Origin of the sequence: Mesorhizobium sp. XAP4 (genome assembly GCF_029269325.1) — a bacterium.
Classification (GTDB): Bacteria; Pseudomonadota; Alphaproteobacteria; order Rhizobiales; family Rhizobiaceae; genus Mesorhizobium; species Mesorhizobium ciceri.
Genome location: NZ_JARIXW010000006.1, coordinates 367,674 through 381,515, shown reverse-complemented (window position 1 = coordinate 381,515; position 13,842 = coordinate 367,674). Strand labels below are relative to the sequence as shown.

Below are 13,842 nucleotides of genomic sequence, written 5' to 3'. Positions count from 1 at the left end.
GATGGCGGCCGTCCAGACTTCGGGTGAACGGGCGCTCAACAAGGTCGCTATTGTCGCCGTCCTCTTGGTGACGATCATCTTCCTGGCGCCGATCTACTGGATCGTGGCGACCTCGTTCAAGCCACGCAACCTGGCCACGACGATCCCGCCGACGGTGATGTTCGAGCCGACCATCTCGCCTTTCGTCAAACTTTTCACAAAGCGCTCACAGTTGCGCAGCCCGCCGTCGGCCGAAGAATATGCCGCCGCCCCGTGGTGGGAGCGCGTCGTGTTCGACGGCGGCGAGAAGATCGTGCGCGACGGCAAGGGCCAGGTGCAATGGTCGGGATATCCGAGCCGCTTTCTGAACTCGCTCATCATCGCCATCACCTCGACGGTGTTGGCGGTCGGCATGGGGACATTCACCGCCTATGGCTTCTCGCGCTTCAAGGTGAAGGGGGAAGCGGACCTGCTCTTCTTCATCCTGTCGACGCGCATGTTGCCGGCGGTGGTGGTCGCCATCCCGATGTTCCTGATGTACCGGGCAGTCGGGCTCAACGATACGCATCTGGGCCTGATCATTCTCTACACCGCCTTCAACCTGTCCTTCTCCGTGTGGCTGATGAAGGGTTTCATGGACGAGATTCCGAAGGAATATGAGGAGGCCGCGCTTGTCGACGGCTACACGCGCATGGAGGCGTTCTTCAAGATCGTGCTGCCGGAGGCCGCCACGGGCATCGCCGCCACCGCCGTGTTCTGTTTCATCACCGCATGGAACGAATACGCCTTTGCGCTGATCATGACCAACCGCCGCGCCCAGACCGCGCCTCCCTTCATCCCGAGCCAGGTCGGTTCGGGCCTGCCGGACTGGACGGTGATCGCCTCCGGAACCTTCCTGTTCCTGCTGCCGGTCGCCATCTTCACCTTCCTGCTTCGCAATCATCTGCTGCGCGGCATGTCCTTCGGAGCGATCCGCAAATGAGTTTTCGCGCCTTCAACCAGAAATACCTTGAGCCTGGGTCGCAGATATTGATGGTGCTCGGCATCGTCGCGCTCTGCCAGCCCTGGAACATGCTGCTGCACAGCTATGGCCTGACCATCATCCTGATCGGGCTCGTCGGCTTCAACGTAACCTCCAAGATCGCGCCCGAGGAGAAGGCCGGCACCGGCCAGGTGCGCAATCCGGGAGCACAGCATTGACCCAGATCGAGCTTCGCGGCGTCCAGAAATTCTTCGGCGCCGTCCAGGTCATCAAGGACCTGAACCTCAAGATCGCCGACAACGAGTTCATCGTGCTGCTCGGCCAATCGGGCTGCGGCAAGACGACGACGCTGCGCGCCATCGCCGGGCTGGAAACCATCGACGAGGGCGACATCTTCATCGACGGCAAGCCGGTGCAGCATTTGAAGGCCGCCGACCGCGACATCGCCATGGTGTTCCAGTCGTTCTCGCTCTATCCGCATATGAGCGTCTACGAGAACATCGCCTTCCCCTTGCGCGCCACGCGCAAGAGCAAGACGGAGATCGACAGCGAGGTGCGTTCGGTCGCCAAGACGCTGCAGATCACCGACCTGCTGGACAAGAAGCCGTCGGCGCTCTCGGGTGGCGACATGCAGCGCGTCGCCATTGGCCGCGCTCTGGTGCGGCGACCGAAGGCCATGCTGATGGATGAGCCGATCGGCGCGCTCGACGCCAAGCTGCGCGAGGAGATGCGCGCGGAAATCAAGCGGCTGCACATCAAGCAGGGCTCGACCACCATCTATGTCACGCACGACCAGATCGAGGCCATGAGCCTGGCCGACCGCATCGTCATCATGCACGCAGGCGTCTTGCAGCAGGTCGGCACGCCCGACGAGGTCTATTCGCAGCCGGCAAATCTGTTCGTGGCGCAATTCGTCGGCAGCCCGGTGATGAATGTCACCGATGCGGCGGTGGCCGAGACGGCGTCCTCGGTTTCGGTGACGGTCGGTGGAGCCGCCGCCGGCTTCGAGTTCCCGCGAGCGCTGCTGTCGAAGCTCAACGGCCATGCCGGCGGCCAGTTGGCGCTTGGCATACGGCCGGAAGGCGTGCTCATCCGGCGCGAGGCGACCGAGGGCTTCGTGCCTGTCGACACACATATCGTCGAGCCGCTCGGCTCCTTCGACATCGTCGATCTCAAGGTCGGAACCGAGTTGCTGCGGGCCCGCACCAAGAGCGGCTTCGTTGCCGGACCCGGTGAAAGGGTCTTCGCCAGGATCGACCCGACCCAGGCGCATTTCTTCGACAAGGCAAGCGGCAAGTCGCTCGAGGTGAGACTCTGATGGCCCATATCCAGCTCAAGAACATCTCGAAGACCTTCGGCAACCACACGGCGCTCACCGGGCTCGATCTCGATATTGCCGATGGCGAGTTCTTCGTGCTGCTGGGCGAGACGGGCGCCGGCAAGACGACGACGCTGCGGCTTATCGCCGGCTTGGAAAAGCCCAGCGAAGGCCAGGTCTTCATCGACGGCGTCGACGTTGCCGACTGGGGTGCGGCCGAGCGTGACGTGGCGCTGGTGCTGCAGCAATATTCGCTCTATCCGCGCTACACGGTGCGCGAAAATCTCGAATTCCCGCTGAAGCCGAAAATTCGCCGGCTGCCCGACGCCGAGATCAAGGACCGTGTCGACCGTGCCGCCCGTACGCTGCGGATCGAGCATCTGCTCGACCGCAAGACGGATCGGCTGTCCGGCGGCGAGATGCAGCGCGTCTCGATCGGCCGCGCCATCGTGCGCAAGCCGCGTGTGTTCCTGATGGACGAGCCGCTGTCTGCGCTCGACGCCAAGCTGCGCGAGGCGCTGCGGACTGAACTGAAGAACCTGCAGATACAGCTCGGCGCCACCTTCCTGTTCGTCACCCACGACCAGATCGAGGCGATGTCGATGGGTGACAAGGTCGGCGTGCTCAACCATGGCCGAATCGTCCAGACCGGCACACCGCATGAGATCTACAACAATCCACGCGACACCTATGTGGCGAGCTTCGTCGGTTCGCCGCCGATGAACCTCATCGACGGCAAGCTCGTGAACGGCCGCGCGGTGATGGCGCCGCTGAATTTCGAATTGCCTTTTTCAGGGGGAGCCAAAGCGGGCGGGGCGACCGATGGTCGCCCGCTCGTCTTCGGCATTCGTCCCGAGGACGTCTATCTCGAGAGCGGCGCGCCGGTCGAGGCGCGTGTCCACGACGTCGAGAACCACGGCGTCGAAAAGATCCTGACGCTGCGCGTCGGCGACGCGACACTGCGTGCAACCGTGCCGGCCAGGACCGACGTCGCCATCGAGCAGGCGGTGCGCTTTGCCTGGAACCCCGACAAGGTGGTGCTGTTCGACAAGGGCAGCGGCGTCAGCTTGCGTCACGCCTCGTAGCCGCATCCCAGCCTATTTCTGGAAGTAGGTTTCGTAGGGCGTGTCGTTGATCAGCAGGATCACGCATTCCGTGTCGGAGACGCAGGCGTCGTCATGCATCTCATTGGCTTTCTGGGTCCAGTAGGATCCAGGAGGCAGTTCGACCTTGGTCGCCTCGCCGCCATCCATCTGCCAGTGCGCCCACATCCCCTTTATGACCACCGCACGGTAATCCGCGGTGTGCGCATGGACCGGTGCGCGCCAGTTGCCGGGAACCTTCAGCAACGTGCCTGCCGGACCCTTGGCCCGCTCGCCCCACAATGGGCCAAGACGATGCGGCTGGTCGGGTACTTCCGCCACATAGGGGATCTTGTCGGCCGGCAGGTAGCTGTCCTCGAGGGCAAAGGCGCGCCCGGGAACCGCAAGCATGACGGCGAGTGCGATGAGCTTCGGATGATTTGGCATTGGTTCTCCTCTTCGGGCCGACTGGACGCCGGCCTCTCGCTGCCTGGTTCTGGCAAGCTATTGCATGCGGGTGGCCCGGCAATGGCATTGCGTCCGGAAGGCTTGGCAATTCATCCAGACCCGGCAATCCACGGCCACGCTGCGGCTGGTGCCGATGCGATTGATGCCGCGCGCCATGTCGATCATCCTGACCGGCGTTTCGCTGGCGACCGTCTGTGCGGCGCCGGTCGGCGCCTATGTCGGTGACATCTGGGGCTGGCGCACGGCCTTCATGATTGCGACCGTGGTCGCCGCCCTGGCGCTGCTGGTGCAGCTGGCCACCATTCCGAAATTGCCCCCCGTGGGTGTGGCAAGCTTCCGCACCTTGCTCGACGTGCTGAAGCGTCCGTCGATCAGGGTGGCGCTGCTGGTCGTGCTGCTGGTCGCTTCGGGACACTTTGCCGGCTTCACCTATGTCCGTCCCTTCCTCGAGAAGGTCCCCGTGCTCGACATCGAGACGATCTCGCTGGTGCTGCTGGCCTATGGCATTGGCGGCTTCTTCGGCAATGTCGCCGGCGGCATCCTGGCCGAGCGCAGCCTCAAGGCAGCCGTTGGGCTGGCGCCCTTGCTGATCGCACCGGCCGCCGCCTCGATGCTGGTTTTCGGAGCTTCGCCGACGATCGCCGCTGCCGCCGTTGCGGTCTGGGGCTTTGCTTTCGGCGCGGTTCCGGTCGGGCTGCAGAGCTGGCTGGTGCGGGCAGCACCCGACCAGGCAGAAAGCGCCGGCGGACTGATGGTGGCGACGTTCCAGGTGGCGATCGCGCTCGGCGCCGTCTTCGGCGGCCTGCTGGTCGACCACACCGGCGTCGCCAGTGCCTTCGCCCATTGCGGCGCGGCGACATTGCTGGCGGCCAGCGTGGTGTTCCTGCGCGGCCCGAAGCAGGCCGAGTAGCCTCGCCGCAATCAGGCTTCCCTGACACCTGCGCGTCGGCCCGAGAACCATCACGGTTTTCGGTCGACGCCGTTGTGACGGCAGCGACGAACGAACTCAGGCCGACCGCCCATCGAAATCGAAGACCGACAGTGTCGAGGGGTCGAGATCGGCCACGCAGTTGACGTTGATGTAGGCGCTGCGTTCACGGTCCTCGCGGACATCCTCCGCAAAGGGATGGATGCCGCAGGCCCGGCAGAACCGGTGCGCGATGGCATGATTGCCGAATGTGTAGGTGCCCAAATCGTCGCCCCAGGCCAGGACCCGCAAGGTCTCGTGCGGGATGGCACACAACAGGGCGCCCTTGCGCGAGCAGATCGAGCAATTGCACCTGATGGCGCCGGTCAGTTCGGCCTTGAATTCGAAGGCGACCTTGCCGCAGTGGCAACTGCCTTTGTAGAGCATCGGATTTTCCTCGCATTCGACAGGGTGCAAAACCGTCTGCGCCGGGTTAAGTCTCGGCAAGCCAGGCACTGGCCGCTATCCCTTAAGACGTTCAAGGCGTCCGGAGTCCGACACCGAAAATGCAATCCGTCCGTGATCATCTGGAAATCATCCTTGCGCGCCTCGCCGCCCGTGCCGGCGAAGAGCGTGTGTTCACGAAGCTCTATGCCGAAGCCGCGAGGGCCGCGGCCGATGCCAGCGATGCGCGCAGCCAAGCCGGCGTGACGCTCGGGCCGCTCGACGGCACCATCGTCTCGATCAAGGATTTGTTCGATGTCGCCGGCGAGCCAACCACGGCCGGCTCGCTGATGCTCAAGACCGCAGCACCTCCGCTGCGCGATGCCGCGATCGTCAGCCGGCTGCGGCAGGCCGGCGCGGTTATCACCGGCAAGACCAACATGACCGAATTCGCCTTCACCGCGATCGGCGACAACCAGCATTTCGGCACGCCTGGCAATGCCGTGGACACCAATCGCATTCCGGGTGGTTCTTCCTCAGGCGCCGGCGTTTCCGTCGGCGAGCGCACGAGCGAAATATCGATCGGTTCCGACACCGGCGGTTCGATACGCATTCCGGCTTCACTCAACGGTGTCGTCGGCTTCAAGCCGACGGCGCGACGTGTGCCGCTCGCCGGCGCGTTCCCACTGTCGGCCACGCTGGACTCGATCGGTCCGCTTGCCCGAACCGTCGCCCAGTGTGCCGCCGCCGACGCCGTGATGGCCGGTGAGGTGCCGACCGCGCTGACGCCGATTGCCCTGGCAGGGCTTCGCATAGGCATTCCGCGTGGCGTCCTTTTCGAAGAGACGGAAGACGAGGTGGCGACCGCGTTCGACCGCTGCCTTGGCAAGATCGAGCAGACGGGCGCGCGGATCGCGGAACTGTCGATCGACGATCTGCTTGCCGATTTGCGCGCGGCCACCAAGCGTGGTTCGATCGCCGCGATGGAGGGGGCCGAAGTGCATGCCGACTGGCTGGCGACAGGGGCATCGGTGCCGGTCGACCCGCATGTCAGCGGACCTTTGTCGCGGGCAGCCATGCTGCCGACGCCTGTCTACATCCGGGCAATGCGCCGTCGTACAGCGCTCGGCGCCGCCATGGACGAGCGGCTGTCCTCGGTCGATGTGCTGGCCTTGCCGACCACACCGGTGACGGCGCCGACCATCGTCTCGATGGCTGACCACCCTGAGTTGCGTGACCGCACCGAAGGCCTGCTGCTGCGCAACACGCAGGTCGCCAACCAGTTCGATCTCTGCGCGATCTCGCTGCCGATGCCGGGCACTCAGCTGCCCGCCGGCTTGATGCTGGTGGCGCGCAACGGCCATGACCAACGCCTGCTGCGCATAGCAGCAGAGGTGGAGCAGCTGCTTGGCGCGTGAGCAGGGCTGAACCGCCCATCAGCGCGACGAACAGTGCTTGCGTTCGCTGTCCTTGGCGGTCCGTACGATACGGGTCGCGACCAGCCAGGGCAGATTGTACTCCTTGCCGGCGATCGTCTGGGTGCGGTGCTCGATCGAGCCCTTGACGACGATCTTGCCAGCATGAAGCGCGTCGGAAAGATCGGTTATCGCCTTGTCGGCCTGCGGCAATCCGCTGGGGTCGATCGACACGCCCTTGATGATCGCCCCGGTGGCAAGGTCGAGTGCGCTGTTGGACGGGCAGGGCGCCTTGAAGCAGCGCAGCCCGTTGTCGCAATAGACATAACTGCTCTCGGCCGCGAATGCCGGCATGGCACAGAGCGAACAGGCAGCGACAAAGAGGAAGGCTAGACCGGACATGGCTCTCAACGTCGCGGAGAATTGGGGCGAAACCGCGATGTGTTACAGGCGCGCCGGAAACCGCCGCCGATAGTGATCGACCACTTCTGGATTGCGCAGATTGACCGGCAGCTTGCCCGCCAGCACCAGCAGGGCTTCGCCCGCCGCGCCGACGCCCATGCGCATCATCGATTCCTCGGTGATCCCCGCCATGTGCGGCGTGACGATAACATTGTCGAAGCCGAAATAGGGATGGTTCGACGGCAGCGGCTGCGTCGCAAACACGTCAAGCGCGGCGCCGCCGATGCGCCGTTTCTGCAAGGCCTCGATCAGCGCGTCGTCGTCGACGACCGGTCCGCGCGACACGTTGATCAGCAGCGCCTGCGGCTTCATGCGGGCGATCCGCTCACGGTTGATCAGGCCGCGCGTTTCCGGCGTCAGCGGGCAGCACAGAACGATGATGTCGCTCTGCTCGACGAGAGCGTCGATCGACAGGAAGCCGACCTTGTCCGGCGCTGGCTGCATGCTGCGCGTCGTTGCCAACACCTTCAGGTCGAAGCCGTGCGCGGCGATATGGCCGACCGCCTGGCCGACGGCGCCGAGGCCGACGATGCCGATCGTCTTGCCGGCAAGCTCGCTGTTGGCGTTGGCGTGCTCGCGGCCGGCAAGCCAGCCTTTGGCGCGCAGGTCGCGGTCGACGACGCGGAAGTTGCGCAGCAAGGCGAGGGCCACGAACATGACGTGTTCGGCCACCGATCGGGCATTGACCGCCGGCACATTCGCCACCAGCACGCCGGCGGCCGTCGCTGCTTCCATCGGGATCATGTCGAGCCCGGCGCCATGACGGATTGCCGCCCGCAGCAGCTTTGCGCCGTCGAAAAGCTGTGGGGGCAGCGGCGCGCGCACGATGACGATGTCGGCATTCCTGGCCTCGGCGATCAGCGTGACTGGATCGATGGCGGAGGCGACGACGAGCTCTCCGGCGCCGGAGAGCATAGCCGAGGCGCGCGGATGCAGAGGGTGCGTCGTGAGGATACGAGCCATGTCGGTCAGGCTTTTTCGAGCGCCGGGCTTTGCGGCTCCTCGCCATGGCCCTCGATCAGGCCCTTCCAGTAGCTCTCAGCGCCCTGCAGATGGGCGCTCATCAGCGCCTGTGCGAGATTGCCGTCGCGGCGCAGCAGCGCCTCATAGATCTGGATATGCTCGGCATGCGAGCGCACGTTGCGCTCGGGGTCGTTGAAATAGATCGGCAGGCGCTGCTCGCCCATCATGTAGTAGACGCTGCAGACATTGTGGAAGACGCTGTTCTTGGTGGCGCGCACGATTTCGAGGTGGAATTCGCGGTCTTCCCTGGCAAGCCCTTCGCCGGCGGCGATGCGCTCTTCCGAAGCCTTCAGGATTTCGCGCAGCCGCTCGAAATTCTCCTCTGTGGCACGCGAACAGGCAAGTTCGGCCGCCTTGATCTCGTGGATCTTGCGCAGTTCAACCGTCTCGTAGATCTGGATCGGGTCGAGCGGCAGGCCCGCGCGGGCAAAGAGCGCCATGGCCTCCACACTGGCCTGCTTGGTGTCGATGTAGATGCCGGACTTGGCCCGGCGCTCAACGATGCGCATGGCCTCCAGGATGGCCAGCGCCTCGCGGATCTGACCGCGGCTGACGGCGAAATGCTCCGCCAGTTCGCGCTCCGATGGCGTTCGGCCGCTCTCCTTGTCCGAATGGGAGAACAGGTAGGCAGCGAGTTCCGCGAGAAGGTTCTTTTCTTTCATCGTCAACCGCGTTGCGCGTGCGCCTCCAGGAACCGCTCCGAAATGGTGAATCCCAGACCCGGTTTTTCCGGGATCGCTATCATACCGTCCCTGGCTTCGACAGTCTCTTCGACCAGATCATGGATCATCGGGTTGGCGCCGAGCGAATATTCGACGGTGAAACTCGACGGCGAGGCGGCGCAGACATGCAAGCCTGCGAAAAAACAGGGCGCGCCGGCCCACAAATGCGGTGCAAAGCGCAGATTGAAGGCGCTGGCGATGGTGCCGATCTTCATCGCTTCGCTGATGCCGCCGCAGAAGGCGGGATCGGGCTGGAAGATGTCGGCGGCTTTGAGCACGGCGAGGTCGCGGAAGGCGTAGCGGGTCGCCTCGCTTTCGCCGGTGGCGATCGGAACGGCGCCACTTGCCCGCACTTCGGCCATGCCCGGCTTATCGTCGGCGATGATAGGTTCCTCGAACCAGGCGAGGTCCAAATCGTTGACAAGGTGGATGAAGCGCTTGGCTTCAGCCACCGTGTAGGTGCCGTGCGCGTCGACCATCAGTTCGACATCGGGGCCGAGCGCCTGCCGTGCGGCGCGCACGCGGGTGGCGGAAATGTGCGCCGCGCCGTCCATGGCGCCAACCCTCATCTTCAGTGCCTTGAAACCGCCCTTGGCGATATAGGACTTCAACTGCTCGCCGATGGCGTCGGCGGCCGCCCAGCCGCCGGACGCGTAAGCCGGCATGCGATCGAGCTTGCGGCCGCCGAGCAGCCGCCAGACAGGAACGCCAAGCGATTTGCCAAGAATGTCCCACAGGGCGATGTCGACGGCGCTGATCGCCGCGATGCTCATGCCGCGCCGCGCCAGCTGCGGCATGGCGTGGCCGCCGCGTGCGGCGCTGTCGTGGCGCACGCCATTGTAGAGCATCTCCCAGATGACGCCGATGTCGGCCGGATCGCGGCCAACCAGCTGCGGCCCGACCTCATGGTTCAGCATATGGACGAGCGCGCCGTAGCTGCCGGCACTGCCGGCGGCGTTCTTGCCTTCGCCCCAGCCGACCAGCCCGTCATCGGTCTCGATGCGCAGGATGGCGGCGTCGAAGGTCGTCACCTGACCGAAGTCGCTGCGGTGCTGCCGAGCGGCTTCGATCGGAACGCGGATCCACCAGGCTTGGACGGACTTGATACGCATATTCTTCCCCAGCCCTGCGCCGGTCAGGGCGGAAGGGCGAATTTCCCTGAGGCAGTCGACTACTTGATCAGCGGCAGCAACGTTTCGGCGTTGATGCGCATCTGGTCGGTGTAGAATTTCTCGGTGAGCACGCTGGAGCCGTGGTCCTGGATGAACTTCAGCTGTTCGGGCGAGATATCGACCGGATTGCGCTCGACCATGTCGGGATAGGGGGCCGCCGGCGTCCGGTCGACGGGCGCGACGAACTCGTTGGTCAGCGCGCCGTCGTAGCCGATCTCGCGCAAGGTGGCGACGATCTTCGGCCAGTCGATCTGGCCGAGACCGGCGGCGAAGCGGTTGTTGTCGGCGACATGGAAGTCGAACAGGCGCTTTCCGGCCTGCCGGATCGCGTCATAGACGTTAAATTCTTCCATATGGAGGTGGTAGGCGTCGAGGCAGACACCGCATTCGGGGCTGACCGCGTCGGCCAAAGCCAGCGCCTGGGCGCCGCGATTGAACAGATAGGTCTCGAAGCGGTTGAGCGGTTCAACAGCGATCTTGACGCCGACCTTCTTGGCGTGGGTGAAGCATTCGCGGGTGGCGTCGACGACCCACTTCCATTCCTCTTCCTCGGTGCCGTCAGGCACGACCTTGCCGACGGTCGCCGGAACCAGCGTGATGATCTCGCCATCGAGTTCGCTGACCATGGTCAGCACGTCCTTGACATACTGAACGGAACGCTCGCGCTGGCCCTGGTTCCTGGCTGCGAGGTTGCGCTCGCCCAGCATCAGGGTCACCGCGCCCCAGCAACGAATGCCATGCTCCTTCAGCAGCGCCCGGGTCTCCCTGGTCTTGTACTGCTCGGGTTCGCCGGAAATCTCGATCGACTCATAGCCGAATTTCTTGATGCGCTTGAGCGTCGTTTCCAGGGGTTCCGCGCGCATCCAGTTGTGCGTCGAAAGATGCATGGTCTGTCCTTCCCAACTCGTCTCTATGGTTCGCCTGCGACATGCATCGCCAAAAGGCGACACAAAGGTTCCTCCCCAAGGCGTTCCCAGCCTTTTCTCGCAAACTGGTTCGACCAATTGGGCCTGAAGCGAGGTCTACAGCAAATTATCCGGATCGGCAAGAAGCGCCGGGATGCAACTTTCGCTGTGGAGTATTTCCTTGATTATATTGAGATATACATGCCTGCGCCGGGTGGTTTTGGGGTCATGATGGCGCATTGCAAGGCTTGACCAAAATTTCACATTTGGTAATACCAGAATGGTGGTGCGTGCAAGCGCCCGTTGAGAAAAGACCAAAGTGGCTGGCCCTGTTTCCAATCGGCGCTATGCTCGGTCGCGAGAGAAATGAGGGAGGATGCCGATGCCGACGACAATGAAGGGCCCGGGGCTGTTTCTGGCGCAGTTCGCGGGCGACGCCGCGCCGTTCAACTCACTGGCGTCGATCACCAAATGGGCGGCCGGTCTCGGCTACAAGGGCGTGCAGATCCCGACCTGGGACGCGCGGCTGTTCGATCTCAAGAAGGCAGCCTCTTCCAAGGCCTATTGCGACGAGGTGAAAGGCATTTGCGCCGACGCCGGCGTCGAGATCACGGAATTGTCGACGCATCTGCAGGGGCAATTGGTGGCGGTGCATCCTGCCTATGACGCGCAGATGGATGGCTTTGCGCCGCCATCGGTGCACAACAATCCCGCAGCCCGGCAGAAGTGGGCTGTCGAGCAGATGAAGTTCGGCGCCAAAGCATCGCGTAATCTAGGCCTGAATGCTTCAGTGTCGTTTACCGGCTCGCTGGCTTTCCCTTACCTCTATCCGTTCCCGCAGCGGCCGGCTGGACTCATTGAGGAAGCGTTTGGCGAGCTCGGCAAACGCTGGAAGCCGATTCTCGACGTGTACGAGGACAACGGCGTCGATGTCGGCTATGAAATTCACCCGTCTGAAGACGTTTTCGACGGCGCCACTTTCGAGATGTTCCTCGACGCGGTCGGCGGCCACAAGCGCTGCAACATCAATTACGATCCGTCGCATTTCCTGCTGCAGCAGCTCGACTATCTCGAATTCATCGACATCTATCACGAGCGCATCAAGGCGTTCCACGTCAAGGACGCCGAGTTCAACCCGACCGGCCGGCAAGGCGTCTATTCCGGCTATCAGAGCTGGACCAACCGCGCCGGGCGCTTCCGTTCGCTGGGCGATGGACAGGTGGATTTCGGCGGCATCTTCTCCAAGCTGACGCAGTACAATTATGATTCCTGGGCGGTGCTGGAGTGGGAGTGCTGCCTGAAGCATCCGGAGGATGGTGCGGCCGAAGGCGCGCCTTTCATCGAGCACCACATCATCCGGGTGACGGAAAAGGCATTCGACGACTTCGCCGCTGGCACCACCGACAAGAAGTTGCTGCGCGCCATGATGGGAATCTAGCTCGATTTTCCCTCCCCTTCGCGGGGAGGGTGGCCCAAAGGCCGGGTGGGTCGGTTCACACCGCGCTCTGCCTCAACGACCCCACCCGATCCGCTGCGCGGATCGAACTCCCCTCAAGGGGGGCAAGCAACAGCGAGGAGCAAGATATGGTCGGCGCATCGAAGTCGGAAACGGGAGGCGGCCCGATCCGCTACGGCATGGTCGGCGGCGGGCAAGGCGCCTTCATCGGCGCGGTGCATCGGATCGCGGCGCGGCTGGACAACGAGTTCGTGCTGGTTGCCGGCGCTTTGTCAGCCGACCCGGCCCGTGCCAAGGCCTCGGCGGCCGAACTGGGGCTCGACCCCTCACGCAGCTACGCATCCTATGCCGAGATGGCCAAGGCCGAGGCGAAGCGCCCCGACGGCATCGAGGCGGTGGCCATCGTCACGCCCAACAATGTGCATGTGCCAGCGGCAAAAGCTTTCCTCGAGGCCGGCATCCACGTCATCTGCGACAAGCCGCTGGCGACGACGCTGGCCGAAGCGAAAAAGCTCGCGGCGATAGTCGAGAAGACCGGCAAGGTGTTCGTGCTGACGCACAACTACACCGCCTATCCGATGGTGCGGCAAGCACGCGAAATGGTCGCCAAGGGCGTGCTCGGCGACATCCGCATCGTGCAGTCCGAATATCCCCAGGACTGGCTGACCGAGGATTTGGCGGCGACAGGCCAGAAGCAGGCGGCGTGGCGCTCCGACCCCAAGCAGGCAGGCGCCGGCGGTGCGCTGGGCGATATCGGCACGCATGCCTACAACCTCGCCCGCTTCGTCTCGGGGCTGGAACTGGACTCCCTGTCGGCCGATCTCGACGCCTTCGTGCCGGGACGGCTACTGGATGATAACGTCAACGTCATGCTGCGCTTCAAGCCTACCGGCAAGACGCACCCGGCCAAGGGCATGATCTGGGCAAGCCAGGTGGCGCCCGGCCATGAGAACGGGCTGAAGCTGCGCATCTATGGCTCGAAGGGTGGGCTGGAATGGGTGCAGGCCGACCCGAACTATCTCTGGTACACGCCGTTCGGCCAGCCAAAGCAATTGATCACCCGCAACGGCGCCGGCGCGCTGCCGGTGGCGGGCCGTGTCAGCCGCGTCCCGTCGGGCCATCCGGAAGGCTATCTCGAAGGTTTCGCCAACATCTACCAGGAGGCCGCACGCGCCATCCGGGCGGCACGCCGCAAGGGCGGCAAGCCGGCAAAGGATGTCGTCTTCCCGACCATACAGGACGGCGTCGAGGGCATGGCCTTCATCGAGGCTTGCGTGAAGTCGTCGAAGAAAAACGGGGCGTGGACGAAGCTTTAGTGGCGCGGCGGGTAACGAAGACCCCCTCACCCGGATTGCCAGCCGAATTGCGAAGGGCAATTCGGGGCAATCCAACCTCTCTCCGAGGGGAGAGGAGGAGGAGATGGCGCGACGCCAAGTCTCTTCTCCCCAGCGGAGAGAAGGTGGCCGCGAAGCGGCCGGATGAGGGGGCATGGCGCGAAGCGGCGGAA

Annotated in this window: 14 protein-coding genes and 1 pseudogene; 8 read left to right on the top strand and 7 right to left on the bottom strand. The window is 64.0% G+C overall.

Annotated elements, in window-relative coordinates; genetic code table 11:
• The first annotated feature begins 1 nt into the window (after position 1).
• Genes P3C39_RS25750 through P3C39_RS25735 form a run of 4 tightly spaced genes read left to right on the top strand, consistent with a single transcriptional unit; the run spans position 2 to position 3,364 of the window.
• Positions 2-961, top strand: coding sequence for a carbohydrate ABC transporter permease (locus P3C39_RS25750; protein ID WP_013529496.1), 960 nt, complete (start codon positions 2-4; stop codon positions 959-961).
• Positions 958-1,179: a hypothetical protein gene (locus tag P3C39_RS25745; RefSeq protein WP_013529497.1), complete on the top strand. Its 222-nt coding sequence runs from the start codon at positions 958-960 to the stop codon at positions 1,177-1,179. The genes P3C39_RS25750 and P3C39_RS25745 overlap by 4 nt, the downstream gene beginning before the upstream one ends.
• A complete protein-coding gene (locus P3C39_RS25740) occupies positions 1,176-2,279 on the top strand; it encodes an ABC transporter ATP-binding protein (protein ID WP_013529498.1) in 1,104 nt (367 codons plus the stop codon). The genes P3C39_RS25745 and P3C39_RS25740 overlap by 4 nt, the downstream gene beginning before the upstream one ends.
• On the top strand, positions 2,279-3,364 hold the full coding sequence (locus tag P3C39_RS25735) for an ABC transporter ATP-binding protein (RefSeq protein ID WP_013529499.1): 1,086 nt from the start codon (positions 2,279-2,281) through the stop codon (positions 3,362-3,364). The genes P3C39_RS25740 and P3C39_RS25735 overlap by 1 nt, the downstream gene beginning before the upstream one ends.
• A gap of 12 nt (positions 3,365-3,376) precedes the next feature.
• Here the strand turns inward: P3C39_RS25735 and P3C39_RS25730 are convergent, their stop codons facing one another.
• On the bottom strand, positions 3,377-3,808 hold the full coding sequence (locus P3C39_RS25730; RefSeq protein WP_013529500.1) for a DUF4437 domain-containing protein: 432 nt from the start codon (positions 3,806-3,808) through the stop codon (positions 3,377-3,379).
• 139 nt (positions 3,809-3,947) lie between these two features.
• Here P3C39_RS25730 and P3C39_RS25725 point away from each other — a divergent pair.
• Positions 3,948-4,739 (top strand): annotated as a pseudogene (locus P3C39_RS25725) (MFS transporter); the annotation flags it as partial.
• Positions 4,740-4,835: 96 nt separating this feature from the next.
• Here P3C39_RS25725 and P3C39_RS25720 read toward each other — a convergent pair.
• On the bottom strand, positions 4,836-5,183 hold the full coding sequence (locus P3C39_RS25720) for a GFA family protein (RefSeq protein ID WP_275954540.1): 348 nt from the start codon (positions 5,181-5,183) through the stop codon (positions 4,836-4,838).
• A gap of 119 nt (positions 5,184-5,302) precedes the next feature.
• On the opposite strand from P3C39_RS25720, the gene P3C39_RS25715 reads away from it, so the two are divergent.
• The gene (locus tag P3C39_RS25715; protein WP_224620201.1) at positions 5,303-6,598 is read left to right on the top strand and encodes an amidase; all 1,296 of its coding nucleotides are present in this window, start codon (positions 5,303-5,305) and stop codon (positions 6,596-6,598) included.
• Between the two features lie 18 nt (positions 6,599-6,616).
• Here P3C39_RS25715 and P3C39_RS25710 read toward each other — a convergent pair whose 3' ends face one another.
• The 5 genes from P3C39_RS25710 to P3C39_RS25690 are packed head-to-tail and all read right to left on the bottom strand — an operon-like array spanning position 6,617 to position 10,861.
• On the bottom strand, positions 6,617-6,997 hold the full coding sequence (locus P3C39_RS25710) for a hypothetical protein (RefSeq protein WP_013529504.1): 381 nt from the start codon (positions 6,995-6,997) through the stop codon (positions 6,617-6,619).
• Between the two features lie 42 nt (positions 6,998-7,039).
• On the bottom strand, positions 7,040-8,020 hold the full coding sequence (locus P3C39_RS25705; protein ID WP_275954539.1) for a hydroxyacid dehydrogenase: 981 nt from the start codon (positions 8,018-8,020) through the stop codon (positions 7,040-7,042).
• Positions 8,021-8,025: 5 nt separating this feature from the next.
• Positions 8,026-8,742, bottom strand: coding sequence for a FadR/GntR family transcriptional regulator (locus P3C39_RS25700; RefSeq protein WP_013529506.1), 717 nt, complete (start codon positions 8,740-8,742; stop codon positions 8,026-8,028).
• Between the two features lie 2 nt (positions 8,743-8,744).
• A complete protein-coding gene (locus P3C39_RS25695) occupies positions 8,745-9,914 on the bottom strand; it encodes a mandelate racemase/muconate lactonizing enzyme family protein (RefSeq protein WP_023812460.1) in 1,170 nt (389 codons plus the stop codon).
• Positions 9,915-9,973: 59 nt separating this feature from the next.
• On the bottom strand, positions 9,974-10,861 hold the full coding sequence (locus tag P3C39_RS25690; protein WP_013529508.1) for a sugar phosphate isomerase/epimerase: 888 nt from the start codon (positions 10,859-10,861) through the stop codon (positions 9,974-9,976).
• A gap of 400 nt (positions 10,862-11,261) precedes the next feature.
• Here P3C39_RS25690 and P3C39_RS25685 point away from each other — a divergent pair, with 400 nt between their 5' ends.
• On the top strand, positions 11,262-12,317 hold the full coding sequence (locus tag P3C39_RS25685) for a sugar phosphate isomerase/epimerase (RefSeq protein WP_013529509.1): 1,056 nt from the start codon (positions 11,262-11,264) through the stop codon (positions 12,315-12,317).
• A gap of 146 nt (positions 12,318-12,463) precedes the next feature.
• On the top strand, positions 12,464-13,651 hold the full coding sequence (locus P3C39_RS25680) for a Gfo/Idh/MocA family oxidoreductase (protein ID WP_013529510.1): 1,188 nt from the start codon (positions 12,464-12,466) through the stop codon (positions 13,649-13,651).
• The last annotated feature ends 191 nt before the right edge of the window (positions 13,652-13,842 follow it).

Bases quoted from the DNA above. Each gene is read 5' to 3' on its own strand.
- P3C39_RS25750 (WP_013529496.1), top strand. From the start codon at position 2: ATGGCGGCCGTCCAGACTTCGGGTGAACGGGCGCTCAACAAGGTCGCT.
- P3C39_RS25710 (WP_013529504.1), bottom strand. From the start codon at position 6,997: ATGTCCGGTCTAGCCTTCCTCTTTGTCGCTGCCTGTTCGCTCTGTGCC.
- P3C39_RS25720 (WP_275954540.1), bottom strand. From the start codon at position 5,183: ATGCTCTACAAAGGCAGTTGCCACTGCGGCAAGGTCGCCTTCGAATTC.
- P3C39_RS25680 (WP_013529510.1), top strand. From the start codon at position 12,464: ATGGTCGGCGCATCGAAGTCGGAAACGGGAGGCGGCCCGATCCGCTAC.
- P3C39_RS25695 (WP_023812460.1), bottom strand. From the start codon at position 9,914: ATGCGTATCAAGTCCGTCCAAGCCTGGTGGATCCGCGTTCCGATCGAA.
- P3C39_RS25735 (WP_013529499.1), top strand. From the start codon at position 2,279: ATGGCCCATATCCAGCTCAAGAACATCTCGAAGACCTTCGGCAACCAC.
- P3C39_RS25685 (WP_013529509.1), top strand. From the start codon at position 11,262: ATGCCGACGACAATGAAGGGCCCGGGGCTGTTTCTGGCGCAGTTCGCG.
- P3C39_RS25715 (WP_224620201.1), top strand. From the start codon at position 5,303: ATGCAATCCGTCCGTGATCATCTGGAAATCATCCTTGCGCGCCTCGCC.
- P3C39_RS25705 (WP_275954539.1), bottom strand. From the start codon at position 8,020: ATGGCTCGTATCCTCACGACGCACCCTCTGCATCCGCGCGCCTCGGCT.
- P3C39_RS25690 (WP_013529508.1), bottom strand. From the start codon at position 10,861: ATGCATCTTTCGACGCACAACTGGATGCGCGCGGAACCCCTGGAAACG.
- P3C39_RS25700 (WP_013529506.1), bottom strand. From the start codon at position 8,742: ATGAAAGAAAAGAACCTTCTCGCGGAACTCGCTGCCTACCTGTTCTCC.
- P3C39_RS25745 (WP_013529497.1), top strand. From the start codon at position 958: ATGAGTTTTCGCGCCTTCAACCAGAAATACCTTGAGCCTGGGTCGCAG.
- P3C39_RS25730 (WP_013529500.1), bottom strand. From the start codon at position 3,808: ATGCCAAATCATCCGAAGCTCATCGCACTCGCCGTCATGCTTGCGGTT.